This is a genomic window from Butyrivibrio sp. XB500-5 (genome assembly GCF_003625505.1).
GTDB lineage: Bacteria > Bacillota > Clostridia > Lachnospirales > Lachnospiraceae > Butyrivibrio.
In genome coordinates this window covers 1,003,995-1,028,908 of sequence record NZ_RAIS01000001.1, presented here as the reverse complement: position 1 = coordinate 1,028,908, position 24,914 = coordinate 1,003,995, and the positions used below count along the sequence as shown (strand labels likewise).

The following is a 24,914-nucleotide window of genomic DNA, read 5'->3' as shown; positions in this document are numbered from 1 at the left end:
TTAAGCTTTGTAATACGAAGTATTTGATTTGAGAGGTGTTTTATGAAAGTGGTTCTTTCGATAGCGGGAAGTGACAGTAGCGGCGGAGCAGGAATCCAGGCGGATCTTAAGACGATGACCGCGCATAAAGTTTACGGAATGACTGCGATAACTGCACTTACGGCGCAGAATACAACAGGGGTTACGGCGATAATGGAGTCTACTCCCGAATTTCTCGGGCAGCAGATAGAAGCGTGTTTATCGGATATTCCGTGCGATGCGGCCAAGATCGGAATGCTTCCGAGCGCGGAACAGGTAAAAGTTGTTCATGAAAAACTGACCAAGTTCAAAGTTAAAAATCTCGTGCTTGATCCCGTAATGGTAGCTACAAGCGGCAGCAGCCTTATGAAAAATGAGACTGTTGAAATAATGGCGAAATTTCTTTTTCCCATAAGCCGTGTCATAACGCCGAATATACCTGAGGCACAGGCACTTACGGGACTGACGATAACAAAAAGAGAAGAAATGGAAAAGGCAGCAGAGGATCTTGGAACAAAGTACGGCTGCGCGGTTTTGATTAAAGGCGGACACAGCATAGAAGATGCCAGCGATGTTCTTTTTGATGAGGGGAAGATTACCTGGTTTGAAGGGAAAAGAATAGATAGCAGCAACACTCACGGAACGGGTTGCACATTATCAAGTGCGATAGCGTCGAATCTGGCGCTTGGAAAGAGCCTTGAAGATGCAATAAGAAACGCCAAGTCTTATATCTCGGATGCAATCGCATCGGGACTTAACCTTGGCAAGGGCTCGGGCCCGCTTGATCATACAGTCAACATTTGAAATTGATTTCCAAGTTTTTGGATTTATCAAATAGAAAAAGAGAAACAGGAGAAGGTAGAGATGAGAAACTATGCAACACAGATGGACGCTGCCCGCAAGGGTATCGTGACAAAAGAAATGGAGACGGTAGCAAAGAAGGAGTACCGCGAGCCTGAGTTTATCAGAGGACTTGTGGCAGAAGGTAAGATCGCTATCCCCGCAAACAAAAATCATAAGTGCATTGACGCCGAAGGAGTAGGCTCAATGCTTCGCACCAAGATCAACGTAAACCTCGGTGTATCAAGGGATTGTAAGGATTATGATATCGAGATGGAAAAGGTTATGGCAGCCGTAAACATGGGTGCGGAAGCAATCATGGATCTTTCCAGCCACGGAAATACTCAGCCCTTTAGAAAAAAGCTTACAGAGTCTTGCCCTGCAATGATAGGAACCGTGCCTATCTACGACAGTGTTATTCATTATCAGAGAGATCTTGCAACACTTACCGCGAAGGATTTCATTGATGTGGTAAGACTTCACGCAGAGGACGGAGTTGACTTCGTTACTCTTCACTGCGGAATCACAAGAAAGACAATTGAGCAGATCAAGAAGCACAAGAGAAAGATGAACATTGTTTCAAGAGGCGGATCACTCGTATTTGCCTGGATGTGCATGACCGGAAACGAGAATCCTTTTTATGAATACTACGATGATATCCTTGAGATCTGCAGAGAGTACGACGTTACAATATCACTCGGCGATGCGTGCAGACCCGGCTGTCTTGCCGATGCCAGCGATGTTTGTCAGATAGAAGAACTTGTACGACTCGGAGAGCTCACAAAGAGAGCTTGGGAAAAAGACGTACAGGTAATGGTAGAAGGCCCCGGACACATGCCCATGGACCAGATCGAAGCCAACATGAAGATTCAGAATACTATCTGCATGGGAGCTCCTTTCTATGTACTCGGCCCCCTTGTTACCGATATCGCACCCGGATACGATCACATCACTTCTGCTATCGGCGGCGCCATCGCAGCAGCTTCCGGAGCAGCCTTCCTTTGCTACGTTACACCCGCCGAGCATCTTGCACTTCCCAATGTCGATGACGTTAAGCAGGGAATCATAGCGTCCAAGATCGCAGCTCACGCCGCTGATATCGCCAAGAAGATCCCTCACGCTATGGATAGAGACAATGCAATGGGAGATGCGAGAAGAGTTCTCGATTGGGATAAGCAGTGGGAGTGTGCACTCGATCCCGAGACGGCCAAGAAGATCCGTGACGACAGGTCTCCCGAGTACGACGATACCTGCTCTATGTGCGGTAAGTTCTGCGCTGTAAGAAGTATGAACAAAGCGCTTAACGGCGAGTATGTTGACATATTAGGTTAATATACATCAAGAAAAGAGATTAATTTTGCCATGTTTTATTTGTGCAAATTTGTGATATCATAATATACATCAACAAAAATGAACTATATTAATCTTACAACATTAATATTCATCAATTTATAGTTCGAAGGAGCGAGTATATTATGAAAAATTTCGAGAAATATCAGCGTCAGTATTTTATGCCGCCCAAATGTACATACGAGTGGGTTAAAAAGGATTATGTAGATCATCCTCCCATCTGGTGCAGCGTTGACCTTAGAGACGGCAACCAGGCACTTATCGAGCCCATGAGCCTTGATGAGAAGCTAGAGTTCTTTACTATGCTGGTTGATCTTGGATTTAAAGAGATAGAGATCGGATTCCCCGCAGCATCGGAGACAGAGTTTGAGTTTGCGAGAACTCTTATCGAGAAGAAGATGATCCCCGATGATGTTACGGTTCAGGTTCTTACACAGGCAAGAGAGCACATTATTAAAAGAACTTTCGAAGCCGTTAAGGGAGCACCCAGAGCTATCATCCATCTCTACAATTCAACTTCTGTAGCTCAGAGAGAGCAGGTTTTCAAAAAGAGCAAGGAAGAAGTTAAGCAGATCGCTATTGACGGAGCTAAGCTCCTTGATAAATTGGCCAAAGAAACTACGGGTAATTTCTCTTTTGAGTATTCACCCGAGAGTTTTCCCGGAACTGAGGTTGATTATGCCGTAGAAGTATGTAACGCCGTTCTCGATGTTTGGAAGCCCACCAAGGAGAATAAGGTTGTTATCAACATTCCTACAACGGTAGAGATCGCAATGCCTCATGTGTTTGCAACACAGGTTGAATATATCAGCAAGAATCTTAAGTATCGTGATGCGGTAAGCCTTTCACTTCATCCTCACAACGACAGAGGAACAGGTGTAAGTGATGCCGAGCTTGGATGCCTTGCGGGAGCTGACAGAATTGAGGGAACTCTTTTTGGAAACGGTGAGAGAACAGGTAACGTTGATATCGTTACACTTGCTCTCAATATGTATTCACACGGAGTTGATCCCGGACTTGATTTCAGCAAGATCATGAAGATCGCAGAGACTTATGAGAGACTTACAAGAATGCGCATCTACGAGAGACAGCCTTATGCCGGACAGCTTGTGTTCACAGCGTTCTCAGGCTCACATCAGGATGCTATTTCCAAGGGCTTTGCATGGCATGAGCAGAAGAAGGACAACGGAATCTGGTCTGTTCCTTATCTTCCCATCGATCCCAAGGATCTCGGAAGAGAGTACGACGGAGACGTTATCCGTATCAACAGCCAGTCCGGTAAGGGCGGCGTAAGCTACATCCTTAAGACCAACTACGGCATGATGGTTCCCAAGGAGATGCAGGCCGATATCAGTTATACGATCAAGGATATTTCTGACAGAGAGCATGCGGAGCTTTCACCTGCAAGAATCTATCAAATCTTTGAAGATAAATACGTTCACAACAACTACGTATTCAGAATTCCCGATTGTACCTTTAAGAAGGTAGACGGAATCCTTGCGGAAGTTAAGATAATGCATTTTGATAATGAGCATACTGTAGAGGCCAACGGTAACGGACGTCTCGATGCCGTAAGTAACGCCATCAAGCAGTACTTCAACATCAGTTATGAGCTTTCAACATACGAAGAGCACGCTCTTTCAAGAGGTTCATCTTCCAAGGCTTGCACTTATGTCGGAATTACTTGCAAGGGTAAGAAATACTGGGGCGTAGGTATAGACGAAGACGTTATCATGTCATCCGTAAATGCTCTTGTTATCGCAGTCAACCAGATTGACGCCGTAAGAAACAGTAAGGAAGCCAAGGATGAGCGCATTAACACAATAATGAACTACATTCAGGAGAACTACCTTACAGTTACTTTGGATGATCTCTCAAGACAGTTCTATTTATCAAAGCCTTATCTTTCTAAGTTCATCAAGGAAAAATCAGGCATGACATTCGGAGACAACGTTAAGAGGATCAGACTTAACAAGGCGAGCACGCTCCTTAGAAACGGCAACATGAAGATAGAGAAAGTTGCTGAAGCTGCAGGTTATCAGAACGTTGAGCACTTCAACAGACTCTTTAAGAAAAAGTACGGAATGACACCTGTTCAGTACAGAAGTACCAGGTAAGATTCGGGATATGATATACTAAGGGAGCAAAGTTAATTCTTTGCTCCCTTAATTATTATTATACGGAGATTTATAATGAGAAAATTTTGTGCGATGCTGCTCCTTGCGGTCATGCTACTTACAGGATGCGGCGACTTGTCGGAGCAGAGGGTTGTTTTTACGACCGGCTTTACCGACAATCAGGTATTTAGAATAGAAACGGCTGTGTGTACTCTAACCGAGGCTATGGCATATCTTGTCAATATGCAGGAAGGTTATGAGAGCACTTTCGGCGCCGATATCTGGAATTCCGAGACGGACAGCGGAACGGTCGAAGACAGGTTAAAAGACTCTGTGCTTGCCAAGATCGCTCAGATCAAGGCGATGAATCTTTTAGCTAAAGAGATGGATATAAAACTCGAAGAGTCCGAAGAAAAGCTTGCGGGTGAAGCTGCAAAAGAATATTTTGACACGCTTTCCGATGCCGATAAAAAGGCGATGAACGACATAACCGTAGAGGACATCACTGCGATATATGCAGAACATGCTCTTGCCGATAAGCTCTACGACTACATAATCAGAGACATCAATCCCGAGATAAGTGATGATGAAGCAAGAACGATCACAGTCGAGCAGATACTTATAAAGACTTATAAGCTTGATGCGGCGGGCAAAAAAGAGAGCTTTGATGGTACAGCCAAGGAAAATGCGTTAAACAGAGCAAAAGAGGTCAAAAGCAAGCTTGCCGAAGGAGCCAGCTTTGAGGAGACCATGGCTGAATACAACGAAGCTGACGAAGGAACTATTTCTTTTGGTAAGGGCGACATGGACGCGGCCTATGAAGAAGCGGCGTTTTCACTTGGAACCGAGGAAGTCAGCGACATTGTCGAGGCTGAGGATGGCTACGTGATAATCAAGTGCATCAGTACCTTCAACAGAGAAGAGACGGAAGCCAATAAGGTCAAGATTGTTGCGGAGCGTAAAAGAGAAGTCTTCGGGCAGCAGTATGACACCTTTGTTGCAGGACTTTCCAAGCAGCTTAATGAAAAGCTTTGGGATTCGGTGAAGCTTGTGAGTGATGAAAACGTTACGACAACGGGACTTATGGATGTATACGGGAAATATTTCAAAAAAGATTAAAAAGATTTTGTTAGCACTCATTCTTGATGAGTGCTAATTTTTTATTGACTTTTATTCACGCGAGAATTAAACTTTATTTTGTACGATAAGCGCAGGCTTATGCGTATATATAATGTAATGATACAAAGGAGTGAGAATTATGGCTTCAAAAAAGGGTAATCTTTCAATTAACAGCGAGAACATGTTTCCGATCATAAAGAAATGGCTTTATTCGGACCATGATATTTTTTACAGAGAAGTAATTTCAAATGCGTGCGATGCGATCACCAAGATCCGCAAGATGGATATGATGGGGGAGTACGAGCTTCCCGCAGATTTTAAGCCTCGTGTGGATGTGATCCTTAATGATAAAGACAAGACCATCAAGATCGTAGATAACGGTATCGGAATGACTGCGGAAGAGGTCGAGGAGTACATCAACCAGGTAGCTTTTTCCGGTGCTACCGACTTCCTTAATAAGTACAAAGACAAGGCTAATGCAGATCAGATCATCGGTCATTTCGGTCTTGGTTTCTATTCAACATTTATGGTTTCGGATTCCGTTGATATCGATACACTTTCATATAAGTCAGATGCTGCTTCCGTTCACTGGACATGCGACGGCGGCTCCGATTTTGAGATGTCTGACGGAGATAAGAAGGAAGTGGGAACAACCATCACACTTCATCTTTCCGACGACTGTCTTGAATTCTGCAACGAGTACAAGGCAAGAGAAGTTGTTCAGAAGTACTGCTCATTCATGCCTTACGAGATATATCTCTCAAGAGAAAACGAGCAGGATACAGAGACGATCAAGGCAAGCGAGAAGCTTGATTCCGATATTGTCATTGAAGAAGTTCATCCCGAGAAGAAAGAGGGCGAGGATAAAGAGCCTGAGCTTGAGTACAAGATCAAGAGAAGACCTCAGCTTCTCAATGACACACATCCTCTTTGGGGCAAAACACCCAAGGATTGTACGGATGAAGAATATCTTGAGTTCTACAGAAAAGTGTTCCGAGATTACAAGGAACCTCTTTTCTGGATTCACCTCAACATGGATTATCCCTTCAACTTAAAGGGTATCCTTTACTTCCCTAAGATCAACATGGAGTTTGAATCTATCGAGGGAACTATCAAGCTTTACAACAACCAGGTATTTATCGCAGATAACATCAAGGAAGTCATTCCGGAATACCTTATGCTCTTAAAGGGTGTTATCGATTGTCCCGATCTTCCTCTTAACGTTTCAAGAAGTGCGCTTCAGAACGACGGCTTCGTTAAGAAGATCTCTGAGTATATCAGCAAGAAGGTTGCGGAGAAACTTGCAGGACTTTGCAAGACAGATAAAGAGAATTACGACAAGTATTGGGATGACATCAGCCCCTTCATCAAATACGGTTGCCTTCGCGACGACAAGTTCTGCGAGAAGATGAATGATTACATTCTCTTCAAGAATCTTGACGGCAAGTACCTCACACTTCCCGATGCGCTTCAGATCAACAAGGAAGCTGAGGAAGCAGCTAAGGCTGTCGACGAAGACGGAAATGCAGTAGAAGCGGAAGTAGTTGATGACGGAGCAAAAGCCGTTGATTCTACGGCTGGCGAAGAAAAAGAGTCTCGCACCATCTACTATGTTACCGACGAGCAGCAGCAGAGTCAGTACATCAAAATGTTCAAGGCCCAGAAGATGGAAGCGTTCATTATGAACCACAACATCGATACTCCTTTCATGCAGCAGCTTGAGTCTAAGAATGAGGGTATCAGATTCCGGAGAATCGACGCAGACCTTACAGATACATTCAAGTCCAGAACATCCAAGAAGGTTGCTGCTGAGCTCGAGGAAAAAGAAAAAGAGCTTGGCGAGAAGATCAAGAAGGCGCTTAAGAACGATAAGCTTAATATCAAACTTGAGAAGCTTAAGGATAAGAAGATGGCTTCAATGCTCACCGTATCCGAGGATTCAAGACGTATGGCCGACATGATGAAGATGTATGCCATGAACGGGATGGCAATGGGAGACTTCGGAAATGAGGGACAGACACTTGTGCTCAATGCCAACCATCCTCTTGTTCAGTATGTAATGGATAACAAGGACGCAGAGAACACAACGATGATCTGTGAGCAGCTTTACGATCTTGCCCGTATCCAGAATGCACCTCTCGAAGGTGATGCAATGGCCGCTTTCGTGACAAGAAGCAACGAGATCATGATGGCACTTGCAAAATAATACAAAATCTGTAATAATAGATTAACAAAAATTTATTATTAAGGTTTTGTCGGGGAAAAATAATGAACAGAATAAACGCGATAAAAAGAGGAAATACGCTGCTAAAGATCTTTTTGATAAGCACCGCGATGCTTGTATGTTATTACATATGGGATCTTTTTAGCGATCCATTCGGATTTTCAGGATTTCGCGATAGTCCGGTGTGGTTTGTGGTCAAGATATTATTGATAATACTTGCGGAAGCCATACTGTTTTGGATAGGAATAATCCTTGTATACATTAACTGTAACCAGCTTGGGATCAAGTGGAGAGTGCTCGGCGCCGTTTTTGGAATGGTACCGATCGCTCATCTTATCCTGCTTGGAAAGATCATAAAGACTGCAGACGAAGAGGTCAAAGTTGAAACTGAGAAGATCAATCTTAATGCCTCACGAAAAGAACAGCAGATATGCAAGACCAAGTATCCCATATTGATGGTTCACGGCGTGTTCTTCAGAGATTTTGAGCACCTTAATTACTGGGGAAGAATACCTCAGGAACTTATAGATAACGGTGCAACGATATTCTACGGAGAACATAACAGTGCTTCGCCTGTTGCTGCCAGTGGCGAGGAACTTGCAAAGAGGATTAAAGATATCAAGGCGCAGACAGGATGTGAGAAAGTCAATGTCATAGCTCATTCCAAGGGCGGACTTGATATGAGATATGCGATCTCAAAGTGCGGAGCATATGAGGATGTTGCTTCTCTTACAACGATAAATACTCCTCACAGAGGATGTGAATTTGCGGATTTTCTTCTCGAGAAGATTCCCACTGCACAGAAAGAAGCCGTTGCACGTGCCTACAATGCGGGCGCTGCAAAACTTGGAGATATCAATCCCGATTTTATCGGTGCTGTTACAGACCTAACACATTCAGCGTGTCATAAGCGCAATGAAGAGGTTCCGGACAGAGAAGAAGTTTATTACCAGTCTGTCGGCTCAATACAGACAATGCCGGCAGCAGGCAGATTCCCTCTTAACATGTCCTACAATCTGGTGAAGTTCTTTGACGGACGAAACGACGGACTTGTCGGAGAAAAATCATTCCCTTGGGGAAGCAATTTTAAAATGCTTATACCCTACGGAAAAAGAGGAATATCTCACGGAGATATGATCGATCTGAACCGTGAGAATATCAAGAATTTTGATGTCAGAGAATTTTATGTGCAGCTTGTGAGTGATCTGAGACAAAAAGGATTTTAAAAATAAGGCTATTGTTTTTCGGAACAGTAGCCTTTTTCAGTGATTGACTTTTGGGCGTCACAGGCATAAACTTGGTTTGAAAAAATAAAATAAGCTAGGGGTGCAGATGCTGAGATAGAACGATGTTCTTACCCTCATTACTTGAACCGGGCAATACCGGCGGAAGGAAGCATATTTAGAAAACCTAAGTTTTCACACACCCTCTTAGCGAAATGCAGGAGGTTATTTTTATGTCCAAGTTTATTAGTTATGTGAGCGACTACTATGAGCTCACCAAGGCAGGTTATTACCTTACGGTAGTTATCTTGCTGCTCGTGATCTTTGCAGCGGCATTCTTTGTTGCAAAGAGACAGAATACCAAAGAACTTGATGTTAAAGCACTCACATTTGCAGGTGCTGCACTTGCGCTTGCATTTGTCACTTCGTATATCAAGTATGAGCTTCCCATGGGAGGTTCCGTAACTCTGTTTTCAATGTTTTTTGTTTGCCTTATAGGTTATGTTTTTGGAATAAGAGTAGGATTAACCGCGGCGTTTGCTTATAGTATCCTTCAGTTTATTCAGACCGGCGGTAAATATTTCCTAACACCATTCCAGACATGCTGCGATTATTTCTTTGCTTTCACAGCACTCGGAATCGTTGGATTTTGGTATGGTAAGAAAAAGGGATTTATCACCGGATATGTAATTGCAGTTCTGATTAGAGGACTATTCCATACGATCGGAGGATATATCTTTTGGATGGATTACATGCCGGAGAGTTTTCCTAAGAGCCTCGCGTCAGTTTATCCTATTGTATATAACTACAGTTATATCCTTATCGAGATGGTGCTTACGCTTATCGTAATCAACATTCCGGTTGTTAAAAAGGCTATAGACTATATTGTCACGAATCTGTCTAACGAAAAGAACAACACCGAGCCTTCAGCTCAGGCGTAAAGATCTGAAAATAAAAACGCAAGACGTTTACCGTCTTGCGTTTAATTATTTTAGAATGTAATTGTTTCAGGTGCTCCTGTGAATGAGTAGAATGTTGCTGTTGCATTCTTGATGTAGAATGCTTCTGTGTTTCCATCATCGGCGCTGTACATGTTCTTAAGCTCCGGATAAGCATCGAGCATAGCCTGGCGGGCTTCTCTTCTGTCATCCTCTACAAGGATTCCGGATACTCTGAGCCATGTGCCGTCCTTGAATGCGCAGATCTCAAACTTGGGATTTACGTGGAGCTGCTTAGATACATCTTTTGACTTTCCTGTCTGGATATAAAGCTTTCCTTCAAAAATATTTGCTGTGCCGAAGGGACGTACTCTGGGCTGATCTTTATCTACTGTTGCAAGGTAGTATGTCTGTGCTTCTTTTAAAAATTTCTCGACTCTCTGCATAGTTGCTCTCCTTTATAAAAAACAAATTGGTTACTATATATTATCACTAATCACCTATCAAATAAATAGGATTTAGACTAAATTTAATGTATTTTGAGTTAAAACATAACTCACCTGCCGTTCTGATCGATAAACTGCTCAAATCCGACAACTCTGAGCTCTTTAAGAACTTCTTTGATGTTCTTCATATTGAATTTTTTGAGAATGCTGTGCACCTGGCTCTTTATCGTTACGGTCGATACATATCGAAGCTCCGATATCTGCTTGTAGGTCATTCCCATGTACAAACTCTTTAGAATCTCAAATTCACTGTTTGAGAGCTTGGTAAGTATGTTCATGAACATGAAAAGGCTCTTTTGCTGCTCCTTGACATGACTGAGCTCCTCAATGATCTTCTCGGCGTATTGCGGACGTAAGATCAATTGGTTTTTGTATACGTTCCTTATTGAAGAGAGGACCTGTGTGATCGAATCGGTCTTTATGATGTAGTCCATAACACCGGCGCAGTAAGCCTGAAACAGAAGATCGTCATCTTCAAGGATCGTAAGGATCACAATCTTGATATTGTTGTCTTCCGCTAGGATGCGCTTAGCTGCATCTATTCCGGCGGTTCTTGTCTCCATCTGTATGTCCATGAGGACTATATCCGGCTTGTTTTCCAGGGCAAAAGAGACGGCGTCTATTCCGGATGAAACGCTTCCCATAAGCTCCATATCGGGCTCGTGAAAAATGATCCCGCCAAAGTAATCTCTTATTTCATTATTGTCATCTGCGATGAGTATTTTTATCTTATCCATTTTCTTTTTTTCTCCTGGGTAAAAGAATTTCCACAAGAGCGTGGTGGTCGGCTTTTTTCTTACTTCCCGTTATGTGCATCTGACCAAGCTGAGAAGTTATGACTTTAAACGCATACGGAAGTCCTATGCCCCAATTTGAATTTTTGGATTTGGTGGAAGCAAAGGGCATCAAAAGTTTTCTGACGGAGCCCGGAGCGATTCCCGTTCCGTTATCCCACAAAGACCAGTATACCCATTCTTCGCTCGCTTCAATAGTTATCACAAGCTTTTTTTCTTCGCCGCTTGAAGAATCATTTCGCATCGAGAGTGAATCAAGCGAATTGATGATGAGGTTGGATATTGCATGCAGGGTGTGATATTTATCAAGCGTACATAGTACGGGAAAATCGCAATATCTTTTTTCCAAAATTATATCATTCGGAATTCCGGCCTGTTCTATCGCTTCGTCAGTCAGAGCTCTGATATCGACGGCATTTGGTTTTATGTGAAGCTGCTTGATAGCACCCAGTGAATCGGAGAGGGCTTTCATCTGCTTATTTGATATCGCAACTATTCTTTCAAGCTTTTCTTTTCCCTCGTCTGTTCCGTAGGAAGAGAGCGCTTCGTTTGCCAGTATGTTCATCGAGAACATCAGATTTTTTTCCGAATGAAAGACGTCTTTTAAATTGTAATTAAGATCATCGATCTGCTTCTTCAAAACTCTGTTTCTGGAGTATGCGATCAGATCCAGGGAAAAGAATCCGTTAATGCTGATAACGATAAAGATGAGGATTCCAAGTGCAAACACGGGATAGAGACTTATGTACATCGGAGGAATACGTTTAATTCTGTTAAAGAACCAGAATCCTGTATTAAATACATATGAAGGGCTGTTTTTAAACAGGCCGACAAAAATAAAGTGATAGAAAGCGATGTTTATTAAAGAGACGCTTGTAAACAGTATTATCGTCGTACTGAGAAAACATGTCATCTTCTTTTTTAACAGATTAAAAAGGAAAAAAAGAAGCGGATAAAACATGTAGATTGCGATAACAATGCTGAAAACGGAGTGCGTTAAGCTGTAAAGAAGTTTCAATCTGTGTCGCGCGATATCATTCATGGAATGATATTTTAAATACGCGGAAAAAGCGTTTTTGGTGCTGTAAAAACAAAGATAAGCTGCGGCAAGAACTGTGAATATGATCTTTGAAACAAGAAAAGCCGTAACCGAAGTGTCGGGGCCACCCTGTTTGACGTTTCGTCTTATAACATCAATAAGTGTTGAGATTCCGAGAAGGTAGATGGCAACGCCAAGATTCCTTACAAGCTGCATGTATTTCATCGGAAGCTTGAAGCTGTGGCCGACGAATCTGTATATGAAAATATCGAGATCACGAAGCGGAAAATATGTGGGCGGGACATAGCTTGATGAACTGTAATACTGAAAAAGAACCGAAATGGTTGTAAAAATGATACCGATGATCATAAAGAACATGGGGAGACCGTATCTGCTGTGCGGCACAAGAAAAATAAGTACCATCGCACATATTAATAGCAATAGAACACTGATTGCCATAAAATTTACACCCTCCCATGTATTTTGTATTGTACTACCTATGTTGATTGTATAAAAGGTGTAAAAAAAATCCAACTGTTCCGGGTGCAAAAAAGTTCATATAATCATTTTATAAAGGATTAACGTTTTTTAATGGAGGAGGGAAATTAATGAAGAAAAAAATTATGTCGCTAATACTGGCTTCCGCAATGCTGGCAATGACGGTATCAGCGTGCGGAAACAGCGGAACGGGTGATACTGCTTCGCAGACAAGTGCTGATGGAGCAGATAAAACTGCGGACGGCGAAAAGGCTCCTGCGGGAGATGTTCAGGTCGTTACGGTATGGAGTGACAATGCACATGAACAGACTATCAGAGAAGCTCAGGTAGAGGAGTTTAATAATACTATCGGAAAAGAAGAAGGAATTCAGATTGATTACACTGTATACGGTTCGGATTACGCCGATGTCATCAACGTAGCTCTCATGGCTAACGACGGTCCCGATCTTTTCAGACCTTCATCCAATACTTTTGCAAAATATGTAAGTGCCGGATATGCGGTACCTATTTCTGATCTTGAAGGAAGCGATTCACTTCTTTCAAAGTACAGTAAGGACGATCTTATCATAGGCGATCAGGTTTTCGACGATAAGGTTTATACACTTCCTTACAGCCTTCAGTCATATAAGATGATCATCAATCAGGATCTTTTTGACAAGGCAGGAATCAAGGAAATTCCCACAACTTGGGATCAGGTAAGAGAAGATGCCAAGATCATTACGGAAGCTTCGAACGGTGAGGCATACGGATTCTTCCTTGCGCTTCAGAGCGGATGGACACTCGATCATTATATTTACAGTGTATCCTCGGCTGCACTCGGACACTTCGGTTATGATGCCGTTTCGGGAACATATAAGTATTCAGACGGACTTCCGATCGTACAGGATATTCTCGGAATGATCGATGACGGAAGCGTTTTCCCCGGATACGAAAATATGGATGCAGACACTGCAAGAGCGCAGTTTGCCGCAGGCAGAGTCGGTATCGTTATGGCAGCAAGCTTTGACGTTGCCGTTTATACAGAGCAGTTCCCTGCAGAGTGCAACTGGGTAGTATGCGATCCTCCGACAATCAAGGAGGGTGGTTACGACTACAAAGAGATGGTTGCCGCAGTCGATCTTCTCGGTGTTGCCAAGAAGGCACTCGATGCAAAAGATACATCTAAGATCGCAAGAGTTCTTGAGTGGTTCTATGCAGACGAGAATCTTGTAGAGATGTACGAGCAGGGAATGTATATTCCGTACAGAAGCGAAGTTCTTGATATCGCAGGAGAATCATCCGTAAAGGGATGGAAAGAGTTCTCAACATTCAAGGACAATCAGTTCATAGTAAGAATGGCTGACCCCAAGGGCGTTATCACATACGAAGGACTTTCTGCAAGAGAAACACTAGCAAAGCTCTTCTCGGGCGGATATTCGGAGGATGCGGCTACGGTTCTCAAAGATCTTGACGATCGCTTGAACGGCGGACTAAAAGAACTGGATGAAGCAGAGCTGAAAGACTATGTTGCACCCTCAAGTTATAACGTAAAGAGAGACTAATATAAGATATGAGAAAAAAGCTTAGACTCAGCGACGATAATGTGCAAGCGTTCTTGATGATACTTCCGTTTTTTATCGGTTTTATCATGTTCAGCTACGTTCCGATCGTTTACATACTAAGATATGCGTTTACAAATTACAGCGGATTCGGCGATTGCGATTTCACGGGTCTGGCCAATTTTGTCAGAGCATTCAAAAGAGATCCCGATTTCTGGCAGTCTCTTCTCAATACTGTAATCCTCTCGGCGGGAAAGCTGGCGGTAGAGATACCGCTAGCCCTCCTCCTTGCGGTTCTTCTTAACAAGAAACTGAAAGGAATGGCTTTTTTCAGGGTTACACTTTTTCTTCCGGCGATCATATCGGCGGTTATTATAGGACTTATCTTTTCACTCCTGTTTGCATCACACAACGGTATGGTGAACGGTATTCTTGCCAATATAGGTCTTATAGAAAAGCCCATCAACTGGTTCAATACCAAGTGGAAAGCCATGCTGATATTGGGAATAGCATCGGTCTGGCAGAACTACGGTATCAATATGATCTTCTTTTTGATGGCGCTTCAGAGCATTCCACAGGAACTCTATGACTGCGCAAGTATAGACGGAGCTACGGGACTAACGAGATTTTTTAAGATAACTCTTCCCATGATAGCTCCGATATTCCAGTCGATACTTCTCATGGCGATCGTAGGAAGTCTTAAGGTATGCGATCTCGTAATATCATGCACAAACGGACAGCCCGGGGGTACAACCGAGGTTGTCATGACATACATATACAAGTCGTTCTTCGGAAAATCAGGAAGGAATATAGAAGTCGGATATGCTTCCGCGATGGCACTTATCACGGCTATCTTCCTTGGATTGGTGACCTTTGTTTATCTTAAGGCTACCAAAAAACTGAAAGAATACGAAGGCTAAGGGAGGCAGAATATGTACAGGGTAAAAAGAAATTTCGGAAACACGCTTATCTACCTCTTTTTGTTGGTATTCTTTATGCTCAGTTTCTTTCCGGTTTTCTACACTTTCATGTCCTCATTCAAGAGTAATATGGACATTTTGACGACGGGAAACACGCTTATTCCAAAGCACTTTGTTCTTGAGAATTATTCTAAAGCATGGGAACTTGCGGATTTCTCGACCTATACCAAGAACAGTATTTTCTTATCGTTCTTTTGTGTTATAGGTGCGATAATGTCCAGTACCGTTTGTGGATATGCTTTTTCCAGAGGTACCTTTAAGGGAAAAGAGATAATTTTCTATTTTATGGTCTCATCAATGTTTGTTTCATTGGGTACACTGACTCTTTATCCACTTCTTATGATAATGAAGGCGGTGCATTTGAATAAATCACTGTGGGGCGTTATTATAATACGTGTCTTTGGAATGAATGTTACCAATCTTTTCATCGCGAGAGGTTTCATCACATCCATTCCAAAGGAGATTGACGAGGCTGCCAAGATTGACGGATGCTCTTTTGCAGGAATATATACAAGGATCATCTTTCCTCTTTGCAAGCCGCTTATAGCTACTGTTGCCATACTCGCGTTCAGAAGTGCGTGGAATGATTACATGCTTCCGATGGTATTTACAATGACGGACACTTCTCGCATGCCTTTGGTTGTAGGCATAATGCATCTTAAGTCTTCGGGAGATGCCGCATCTTCCTGGAATTTGATGCTTGCGGGTACAGCGATTTCACTGGTTCCAATGATACTCATCTATATAGGATTTAACAGGTATTTCATTTCAGGCATGACAGCGGGAGCGGTAAAAGGATAAGGAGAGCGCTTTAAATGTTAGCAAATTACCACACCCACACGATAAGGTGTAAGCATGCCGCCGGCTCGGAGAGAGAATATATAGAAGCTGCGATAAAAAAAGGATATAAGATACTGGGGTTTTCCGATCATGTTCCACAGCCTTATCCCGAGGGCTTTGTTTCGGGAATCAGAATGGACATGTCGGAACTTGAGGATTACACATCCACTCTTGTAAGCTTGAGAGAAGAGTACAAAGATAAGATACAGATCCTCATCGGATATGAGGTCGAATATTCACACAGATTTTTTGATCGTCTGATGGATGAGCTTAGAAAGTTTCCGCTTGATTACATGATCCTGGGGCAGCATTTTGCTCCGAATGAAGTGGACGGATTCTATGTCGGAGCTCCGACAAACGACGAAGATAAGTTGAAAGCATATGTTGACCTTGCTATTGAAGGAATGGAGACAGGTCTTTTTACATATCTGTGTCATCCAGATCTTATGAACTATACGGGAGATGAAGAAAAATATCTTAAGCATATGAGACGCATCGTAGAAGCTTCAATAGAGCTTGATTTCCCGCTTGAATTAAATGTTTACGGATTTATAGACGGAAGACATTATCCGAGCGACAGATTCTTTAAGATGGCTTCCGAGATGGGAGCGAAGTTTGTCATAGGCTGTGATGCCCATGACCCCAGAGTGCTTATTAACCCCGAGGATGTTCCTGAGTTTAATGAGTTCCTAAAGAGAAATAAAATAGAATACGGTGACAATATCGTAGATATTATCAGACCATAACCAAAAAGAAGCAACCACATTACGTGATTGCTTCTTTTGTTTTATTGATTCCTTTGCAGGCTGATTACTTAACGACAACCGTTCCGAGAACGTTGATTCCGAGGTTGTTTGTAAGTTCAACTTCTCTGCTGATGTTTTCATAAGTTGATTCGCCGATACCTTCAAATAAGATAAGTCCGTCGGATTCAGCGGCTTTATCGATTGAAGAAGGATCGCTTAAGATGTTGCTTGCAATTGAAACGGGAATGTTTTTACCCTTAAGGAATTCCTCAACCTGTGTCATGTAGCTGCTTGCGCCGCCTTCTGCAAGAGATGAGCAAAGAAGGATGTTCTTGGCGTTTTTGCCGTGTGCAAGAGCCATAATGCTGCTACAGATAACAGCAAGTCCGTCATCGGTTTTCTTTACGATGGAACCGAGTACCGGAAGCTTAAATGCAGATCTGATATCATCTTCGGTTTTAAGCTTGGGTGAAAGAACATATTTAAGTGCAAGGAATACGATCGCAAGAAAAGCGCATCCGAAGGCACCCAAGAAGCCGAGCTTTAACATACTAATGTGAGAAGTTAAAGACATCTCTTCTTCAATTTCAGTTCGTCCTATTTCTTTATCAAAAGCCTTTTTTTGATCTGCATTAAGTGAACCATAAACAGAGCCACCGCCGGAGAGCTGAGCATTTGATGTTGTACTGAGCGTCTGTATTTTATACCAAAGACCTTCAGCGTCATCTTTGCTTATGCTATTTGTGGAATTGTAAGACTCTATATCATGAAGGATACTGTCTTTTACGGTTTCACGAGTTTTTTGAAATATATCATATGTATCAAGTGCTAAATCAAGCTCTGCAATCTGAGTGTCTGTCAGTTCAATGTCAAGATCTGCATATTCATTTTCTTCGTCAACAGAAACTGCGGCTAGATAACCCTTGACTCCGGATAGTGCACATCCAAGGATCAATCCGATAATAGCAAGAAGAATTATCGTTTTCCAAAATTTGAGGATATACTTGGCCAGATCTTTAAGATCTATCTCCAGATTTTCTCTGTAGTTTTCCATTGTTATTATTCTCCCTCTAAATTATTTTCCCGTTAATATGATACAGGAGATACGAATAAGAATCAATCTGACATGTATAAAGACATAAGATAAACAATTGTTGAAATGCGTATAAGTTAGTAAAATAGAAGAGATATAAGCGTTTTATAAGTGAGAGGGGACAGACTATGAATCGGTCTATCGATTTTTTCAGAGACGAAGTCAGAAACGGTTTTTACATACCGACTGCGATAAAGCAGGCGTGGGCTGCTACTCTGGACGTTCTTGAAACAATAGATGAAATATGCAAAAAGCATGGGATCAGATATTATGCCGATTGGGGAACGGCTCTCGGCGCGGTAAGGCACGGTGGATATGTGCCGTGGGACGATGATCTGGATATCTGCATGCTCAGAGATGACTATGAGAAGTTCAGACAGGTTGCGGATAAAGAACTTCCCGATAATTATGTGATACACGACTATGAGAGAAAAGAAAATCACTGGCTCTTTCTTGCAAGAGTTGTCAATAATTCCAAGATGTGCTTTGACATAAGCTATCTTGATACACACAACAATTTCCCGTATCTTGCGGGCGTAGACATCTTTATAAAGGATTATCTTTATGAGGATGAGGAAAAAGAGAATGCGCGAGATAAGGAAGTAATGACTTTTCTCGCCAAAGCAGAAAACTATATTGACGATGAAGAAAAAAGAGATAGCGCTGTAGAGCTGTATAGAGCAGCCGAGAAGAGGATGGCTGAGGTTAAGCCGGAAGAATCAAAGCTTGTAGGACAGATTTTTCCTTGGGTTTTAAAAAACGGAAACAGAGTGGGAGAGAATAAATCTCTGTATGAAAAGAGCATAAGACTTCCGTTTGAAGATACGACGATACCCATGCCTGCCCGTTACAATGAGATGCTTAGGAAAAGATACGGAGATTACTGTGCTTTAAAAAAGGTTTGGGACGGTCATAACTATCCATTCTTTGAAGGTCAGAAAAAAGAGATGGAGGAGCTGAGCGGACAGTCTCTTTCGAGATTTGTTTTTGATGAAGTGATGCTTAAGCGTGACGATCCCGATAAGAGTGGTTCGCTTAAGACAATAGCAAAAGAATGTCATGCCGAGATGGAGAGACTGCTTTATGTTGTTGAAGGGCTTCCGGATGATCTTATGCAGGATGTTGCAGATCTTCAGCAACTGGCGGCAGATTTCGGGACGCTGACAGAGAATGTGAAAGGCGAGAAAAGAACTTGCACTCTTAATGTTGTAGATGCGCTGCAAGCATTTTGTGATGCGCTCTGGGAAGAGTGTAATGCGATAGGTGACTTGGAAGAAGACATGGCTTCCGATGGAAAAAAAGAAGCCGGCAAAGCAGCTTTTTCACAAAGCAGGGCTGCGCTTGATAAGGTGGCAGCAGTTGTAAAAGAGAATATATATGACAGGAAAGAAGTTCTCTTTCTTAGTATCGGTCCGCGTGAGTGGAAGTCTTTTGACAAGTATTATCAAATGGCTGTATCCGATGAAAAAACAGATGTATTTGTGGTTCCGCTTCCGCTTATGAAGAAGACGTTTCTTGGCAATATTAATATGAGTGATGAAGAGATGGCGGATGCTACATGTTTGAAAGACTATCCGAGCGGCATAGATTATGCGGACTGGGCAGGATATGATATTTCCTTGCATGCTCCCGAGACCGTATATATACATAACCCGTACGACGGCGCTAATCCTTGCCTTACGGTGCCCACTTCATTTTACGCGGAAAATGTGAGAAAATATGCGGATGAAGTAATATATGTTCCGATCGCGGATACGGCTGAGATTGGTGTTAATGACAAAACGGACATCTACAATATGGGACATTATGTTACAGCTCCCGGTGTTGTATATGCGGATATTGTTTATGTGCAGTCGGAGAATATCAAAAGACGCTATGTTGAAGTCCTTACCGCATTTGCCGGTGAGAAGACTAAGGATATCTGGGAAAAAAAGATAAAAGTCCGTGATGCCGCCAAGGGTCCCGTGCAAAGCGGCAAAGTATATGTTGATGATGTACACGGCGGTGCCGGACCAAACGTAAAGAGGCTTCTTGTTTGCATTGGCGCAAATGAACCGGCGGAATGCGAAGGCTCTTTTGCGGAGCTTTTAAATAATAAGCTTGAGATCATGAGAAACGCAGGAAGTAAGCTTAAAGTATCCGTATTATTGTATCCAAGTCCGGACTATGCACCGGAAGGCACTGATGCGTACGGGGATATTCTTGATATTTTGCATAAAACGGAAAAAGAGGGGATAATAGAAATCGTGTCCGCATCACCACGCCGCGCCGACGATGTGGCGAGAGAGTACGATGCTTACTACGGAAGCGCGTCAGCATTTGTTCCCGCATTTGCTGTTGAGGGGAAGCCCGTTATGATCGCAGATTTTAAGGTGTGACCTGATTGTATATTGTTTAAAAAGGAAAGAGGTTTTTATTTATGAGTAGTAAAAGATTTTGGTTTATAATGTTATTTCCATACATAATTGCTTTTTGTTTTATATTTATGTTTATAATGCCTTCGATAGCGCCGGTTTTATCGGCAAGTATCGGTCCGGAGCTTTTATATACCGTTCCGATATGTGCGGCCTTGGTAGCGTTTACATTGTCTATCGTTACACTTATTCAGACCATAAAGGGAAAGTATGGGGCGCAAGAGCTTGCAAAAGCCAATAAGATTGTAAAGCTGGTTCATATACCGGCTTATGTCATCTATTTTTTATTTGCAATATTCAGCGTTCTGTTTTTGAGCATATGGGGAATCGGAATGGTAATAGTGGTGATCCTGATCGATGTTTTCACCATTATTTACTCCGGAAGTATCGGGCTTTGCGCAGCGATTGCCGCAAAAAAGGAGAATGTGCTTCCTTCCGGCAGCGCGGTTCTTTACGCGATCATGAGTTTTATTTACTGCGTAGACGTATTCGCCGCAGTTATCTACAATTCGAAAATAAAAAAGACAACACTTTCATAAGCCGAAATGGTATTATGAAGGTAGGAACGGAGATATCCCTACGGAGTAGATTATGAACACCTACAAGAAACAGCATTTTCCAATAAAAAGAATATTCATACTTGATGAGATTGCTAATGTTCTTGCGATGATTACTGCTTTTTCGATAAGATTCAGAAAGCAGCTTTTGCTCGCTTTAGAATTACAGTATGGCTTATATATCATGATCACAGTCACTTTGTGTATTTTTTATGTGATTATCTTTTTTATTTATGATAGTAGGAAGACACATATTTTTCTTCAGGATCCGGTGCAAAATCTGGTGACAGTCATTAAGGGTAAGTGTATTTTAATGGCTTTTTCTTTATTGTATATGTATGCTATTAAGATCAGTGTTCATTCATCCAGAGTGGTCATAGGATTGTTTTTTGCTTTCAGTATAATTTATTGTGCCATTTTTAGATTGATTTATCGCAAAAGTTATTTGGATAGTCATGGCGGATTGAGAGATAGAAAAGTTCTCACTGTTTCTGCAAAGGATGCTGACGTCGATAGTATAGTAGCCCATTATCATGAAGGGCAATATGACGATGTTTTGATAATGGATAGCGAAAAAAATGAAGCTACAGCAAAAGAGATTGCTAAGAAGGCTGAAGAACTCGGTATAAGGACTTATTATGGTTTGAATTGCGCTGATTATGAAGTTAAATCCGGAATCATAACGGATGTTGAGAACCATGCTTCTATTCCTGCATTTGTGCGAACTGAGAGATATGAAATATTCGGAGTAAAGTACGCGATCGCCAGGACAGAAGAAGCGGTTTTCCATGTACTTGGACATTTAAAAGAGTTATCGGGTAAATATATCTGCTTTTCCAATGTGCATACAGCCGTTATGGCAAGAGAAAACGAAGATTACAAGAATGTTCTTAACGAGTCGGCATACACTTTTGCCGATGGAGCTCCGATAGCAAAGTTACAAAGAAAAGAAGGATATATAGGAGCAGACAGGGTTGCCGGTCCTGATTTTATGGAGCATATGTTCAGAGATACGGCGGACGGGCAGGCATCACATTATTTCTACGGTTCATCGCAGAAGACTCTTGATGCTCTCAAAGAAAAACTTCTTAATAAATATCCCGGAATAGATATAAGAGGAATGTATTCGCCTCCGTTCAGAGCTCTTTCTCCGGAGGAAGATGCGGCGGATGTTGAGAGAATTAATGCCGCCGAAGCTGATATTGTTTGGATAGGTCTTGGTGCACCCAAGCAGGAGAAATGGATGCTTGCTCACAAGGATAAGGTTAAGGGCGTTATGATGGGCGTCGGTGCAGGCTTTGACTTCCACGCAGGTACTATAAAAAGAGCCCCCGAATGGCTTCAGAAAATAGGATTTGAGTGGCTCTATCGACTGTTTCAGGATCCCAAGAGATTGTTTTCGAGGTATTTTGTGACCAATACAAAGTTTTTCTGTTATTTATTAAGAGATTTGACTATGAAACACAGATAGGTGTGGCATTTCGAGGCAAAAAAGCCACAAGGTATGGTATAATACGGATTATGAGTAATAATAACAAAACACTTCAAACATACATATTATGGCTTATTGACATGATGTGTATCATAGTATCCTACGTGATAGCTACATTTATAAGATTCAGCGGTGAAAAGAGGATAGAACTTTTAGATGAAGATAAAATGGCACATTACATGGTGTGTATAGTTTTTCTTCTTTTTTGTGTTGTATACAATTTCTTTGCTGACTGGAACAGAGACTTTTGCATAAGAGGTTTCGCTAAAGAATTTCTAAGTGTTGTCAGATTCATCGGAGTGATGATCATTGCTTCGGTGTTTGTTGTGTTCTTATTTAAGTGGAATAATCTTTCAAGACTTGTTTGGTTTTACTTTGTATTACTTGATGTTCTTTTGACCTATTTTGCACGGATAGCTTTCAAGGTGTTTTTCAGAAAAGCGATATCAAGTGACTCTAACGCTGTAAGAGTTGTTGTGGTTGCAGAGAGAAATTTAATGGAAAGCACGATCAAGAAGCTGACATCAAACGCTGAGTTCCTTGGATACAAGATAGTAAGGGCCTATGCGGCGGATACTGAACCGGAGAGTACTGATGCAGACGGCTTGCATGCGCAGGGCGGCAACAGACAGACAACCGGCGAGTGGTACATAGACGGAGTGCATATTCATGAGGGAATTGAGAATCTTACAGCAAGACTTTTGACTGATCCGTTTGATGAGGTGTTTATCAATACGCCCAATATTCCTCAGAATAATATACAGGATATTATCTTGGGCTTTGAGGAGATGGGTATCACGACCAGATACAGCCTTGGACTTCCCGGTGTCGGTAAGGCTACTACTCAGTTTGAAGATTTTATGGACTATTCCGTGATAACTTATTCCATGAACAGAACAAGTTACAAGCGTCTGTTTATAAAACGTAGTTTTGATATAGTATTCGGATTTATAGGGGTGTTGGTAACAGGAATCATCACACTCTTCCTTGCGCCGGCGATCAAGCTTGATTCGCCCGGACCTGTTTTCTTTTCTCAGACGAGGATAGGCAAGAACGGAAGACGATTTAAGATCTACAAGTTCAGATCAATGTATATTGACGCTGAGGAGCGTAAGAAGGAACTTGAGTCACAAAATGAGATGAAGGGACTTATGTTTAAGATGGAGAACGATCCCAGAATCACCAAGGTCGGAGCTTTCATCAGAAAGACAAGTCTTGATGAATTCCCGCAGTTTCTCAATATATTAAAAGGTGATATGAGCCTTGTCGGAACAAGACCACCCACGGTGGAGGAGTTTAGGAGATATAACGGGTACTACAGAAGAAGACTTTCTATGACTCCCGGACTTACGGGGCTTTGGCAGATCAGCGGAAGAAGTGATATAGAGGATTTTGATGAGGTTGTAAAACTTGATCTTAAATATATCGACAACTGGAGTCTTACTGAAGACTTTATGATAATTGCCAAAACTTTTTATGTAGTATTTTTCGGAAAAGGTGCAAAATAAATGCTTAGTAAGAACATAAATCTATCTGGGAAAAGAGTACTGATCACCGGAGCGGCCGGCTTTATCGGCGCCAATCTTGTGATTGCGGTTTTAAACAGATATAGCGATGCAAAGATTCTCGGAATCGACAACATGAACGATTACTATGATGTCGGGATCAAGAAAGACAGACTTAAGAGAATCCTTGAAATAACAGGCGGTGATGAGAACAGATTTAAGCTTGTTGAAGGCAGCATCGCCGACAAAGAACTTATAACAAAAATATTCGATGAGTTTAAGCCTGAGGTCGTAGTCAATCTCGCTGCGCAGGCCGGCGTAAGATATTCGATAGAAAATCCCGACGCCTACATCGAATCAAATATTATCGGATTTTACAATATTCTCGAAGCATGCAGACATTCTTATGACAAGAAAACGCCGGATTACAGCGGCGTTCTTCATCTTGTGTATGCTTCGAGTTCGAGCGTATACGGAAGTAATAAGAAAATCCCTTACAGTGTTGAAGATCAGGTTGATAACCCGGTTTCTTTATACGCTGCGACCAAGAAATCCAATGAGCTTCTCGCACATTCATATTCAAAGCTTTACGGAATCCCTTCAACGGGTCTTAGATTCTTTACCGTGTACGGACCTGCCGGAAGACCGGATATGGCATATTTTGGCTTTACTAACAAGCTTGTAAACGGCGATACCATTAAGATATTTAACTTCGGTAATTGCAAAAGAGATTTCACGTATGTTGACGATATCGTTGAGGGCATTATAAACGTGATGCAGAAGTCTCCCGATGAGAATGAGAACGGTGTTAAATACAAGGTATACAATATCGGAAACAATGATCCCGTAAATCTTTTGGACTTTGTTGATATACTTCAAAAAGAACTTATATTTGCAGGAGTACTTCCCGCGGACTATGACTTCGATGCACACAAAGAGCTGGTTCCCATGCAGCCGGGTGACGTTGAAGTTACTTATGCGGATGTGACCGCACTTGAAAATGATTTTGGATTTAAACCTTCCACGTCTCTTACGGAAGGCCTTAGAAGATTTGCCAAGTGGTACAAGGAGTATTACGGTTAA

General features: G+C 42.1%; 20 protein-coding genes and 1 riboswitch. Of the genes, 16 read left to right on the top strand and 4 right to left on the bottom strand.

From position 1 onward, the window contains the following. Positions 1-42 precede the first annotated feature (42 nt). The 7 genes from thiD to D6856_RS04640 all read left to right on the top strand — a co-directional run bounded on the left by thiD (position 43) and on the right by D6856_RS04640 (position 9,832). Positions 43-822 carry a bifunctional hydroxymethylpyrimidine kinase/phosphomethylpyrimidine kinase gene (gene thiD / locus D6856_RS04670; RefSeq protein ID WP_120685929.1) on the top strand — a complete coding sequence of 260 codons (780 nt, stop codon included), beginning with the start codon at positions 43-45 and terminating at the stop codon, positions 820-822. A 60-nt stretch (positions 823-882) separates the two neighbouring features. Then, complete coding sequence (gene thiC, locus D6856_RS04665) at positions 883-2,190, top strand: phosphomethylpyrimidine synthase ThiC (protein ID WP_120685928.1); 1,308 nt, start codon at positions 883-885, stop codon at positions 2,188-2,190. 143 nt (positions 2,191-2,333) lie between these two features. Beyond that, entirely contained in the window at positions 2,334-4,325 is a 1,992-nt protein-coding gene (locus D6856_RS04660; RefSeq protein ID WP_120685927.1) for a 2-isopropylmalate synthase, read from the top strand. Between the two features lie 75 nt (positions 4,326-4,400). Continuing rightward, a complete protein-coding gene (locus tag D6856_RS04655; protein WP_120685926.1) occupies positions 4,401-5,444 on the top strand; it encodes a peptidylprolyl isomerase in 1,044 nt (347 codons plus the stop codon). Positions 5,445-5,583: 139 nt separating this feature from the next. Further along, positions 5,584-7,650: a molecular chaperone HtpG gene (gene htpG / locus D6856_RS04650; protein WP_120685925.1), complete on the top strand. Its 2,067-nt coding sequence runs from the start codon at positions 5,584-5,586 to the stop codon at positions 7,648-7,650. Between the two features lie 62 nt (positions 7,651-7,712). After that, positions 7,713-8,894: an esterase/lipase family protein gene (locus D6856_RS04645; RefSeq protein WP_120685924.1), complete on the top strand. Its 1,182-nt coding sequence runs from the start codon at positions 7,713-7,715 to the stop codon at positions 8,892-8,894. Positions 8,895-8,980: 86 nt separating this feature from the next. After that, positions 8,981-9,079: riboswitch (TPP riboswitch) on the top strand. Positions 9,080-9,124: 45 nt separating this feature from the next. Further along, the gene (locus tag D6856_RS04640) at positions 9,125-9,832 is read left to right on the top strand and encodes an energy-coupled thiamine transporter ThiT (protein ID WP_120685923.1); all 708 of its coding nucleotides are present in this window, start codon (positions 9,125-9,127) and stop codon (positions 9,830-9,832) included. Between the two features lie 50 nt (positions 9,833-9,882). On the opposite strand, the gene D6856_RS04635 is transcribed toward D6856_RS04640, so the two are convergent. The 3 genes from D6856_RS04635 to D6856_RS04625 all read right to left on the bottom strand — a co-directional run bounded on the left by D6856_RS04635 (position 9,883) and on the right by D6856_RS04625 (position 12,627). Then, on the bottom strand, positions 9,883-10,275 hold the full coding sequence (locus D6856_RS04635) for a pyridoxamine 5'-phosphate oxidase family protein (RefSeq protein WP_120685922.1): 393 nt from the start codon (positions 10,273-10,275) through the stop codon (positions 9,883-9,885). Positions 10,276-10,385: 110 nt separating this feature from the next. Beyond that, positions 10,386-11,072, bottom strand: coding sequence for a response regulator transcription factor (locus D6856_RS04630; RefSeq protein ID WP_120685921.1), 687 nt, complete (start codon positions 11,070-11,072; stop codon positions 10,386-10,388). Further along, entirely contained in the window at positions 11,065-12,627 is a 1,563-nt protein-coding gene (locus D6856_RS04625; protein ID WP_120685920.1) for an ATP-binding protein, read from the bottom strand. The genes D6856_RS04630 and D6856_RS04625 overlap by 8 nt, the downstream gene beginning before the upstream one ends. 149 nt (positions 12,628-12,776) lie before the next feature. Here D6856_RS04625 and D6856_RS04620 point away from each other — a divergent pair, with 149 nt between their 5' ends. From D6856_RS04620 to D6856_RS04605, 4 genes are read left to right on the top strand one after another with little or no spacing between them, the layout of a single operon-like run. Further along, entirely contained in the window at positions 12,777-14,207 is a 1,431-nt protein-coding gene (locus D6856_RS04620; protein ID WP_120685919.1) for an ABC transporter substrate-binding protein, read from the top strand. Between the two features lie 8 nt (positions 14,208-14,215). Next, the gene (locus D6856_RS04615) at positions 14,216-15,124 is read left to right on the top strand and encodes a carbohydrate ABC transporter permease (protein WP_120685918.1); all 909 of its coding nucleotides are present in this window, start codon (positions 14,216-14,218) and stop codon (positions 15,122-15,124) included. Between the two features lie 12 nt (positions 15,125-15,136). Further along, a complete protein-coding gene (locus D6856_RS04610) occupies positions 15,137-15,985 on the top strand; it encodes a carbohydrate ABC transporter permease (RefSeq protein ID WP_092248300.1) in 849 nt (282 codons plus the stop codon). Between the two features lie 14 nt (positions 15,986-15,999). Then, complete coding sequence (locus tag D6856_RS04605) at positions 16,000-16,770, top strand: histidinol-phosphatase (protein WP_120685917.1); 771 nt, start codon at positions 16,000-16,002, stop codon at positions 16,768-16,770. A 64-nt stretch (positions 16,771-16,834) separates the two neighbouring features. Here the strand turns inward: D6856_RS04605 and D6856_RS04600 are convergent, their stop codons facing one another. Next, the gene (locus D6856_RS04600; RefSeq protein ID WP_120685916.1) at positions 16,835-17,824 is read right to left on the bottom strand and encodes a hypothetical protein; all 990 of its coding nucleotides are present in this window, start codon (positions 17,822-17,824) and stop codon (positions 16,835-16,837) included. 167 nt (positions 17,825-17,991) lie between these two features. Here D6856_RS04600 and D6856_RS04595 point away from each other — a divergent pair, with 167 nt between their 5' ends. From D6856_RS04595 to D6856_RS04575, 5 genes are all read left to right on the top strand, one after another. Next, the gene (locus tag D6856_RS04595; protein WP_120685915.1) at positions 17,992-20,241 is read left to right on the top strand and encodes a LicD family protein; all 2,250 of its coding nucleotides are present in this window, start codon (positions 17,992-17,994) and stop codon (positions 20,239-20,241) included. Between the two features lie 41 nt (positions 20,242-20,282). Next, positions 20,283-20,816: a hypothetical protein gene (locus D6856_RS04590; RefSeq protein WP_120685914.1), complete on the top strand. Its 534-nt coding sequence runs from the start codon at positions 20,283-20,285 to the stop codon at positions 20,814-20,816. 481 nt (positions 20,817-21,297) lie between these two features. Beyond that, complete coding sequence (locus D6856_RS15325) at positions 21,298-22,305, top strand: WecB/TagA/CpsF family glycosyltransferase (protein ID WP_243114029.1); 1,008 nt, start codon at positions 21,298-21,300, stop codon at positions 22,303-22,305. A 50-nt stretch (positions 22,306-22,355) separates the two neighbouring features. Continuing rightward, on the top strand, positions 22,356-23,834 hold the full coding sequence (locus D6856_RS04580; RefSeq protein ID WP_120685913.1) for a sugar transferase: 1,479 nt from the start codon (positions 22,356-22,358) through the stop codon (positions 23,832-23,834). Beyond that, positions 23,835-24,914 carry a GDP-mannose 4,6-dehydratase gene (locus tag D6856_RS04575; protein WP_120685912.1) on the top strand — a complete coding sequence of 360 codons (1,080 nt, stop codon included), beginning with the start codon at positions 23,835-23,837 and terminating at the stop codon, positions 24,912-24,914.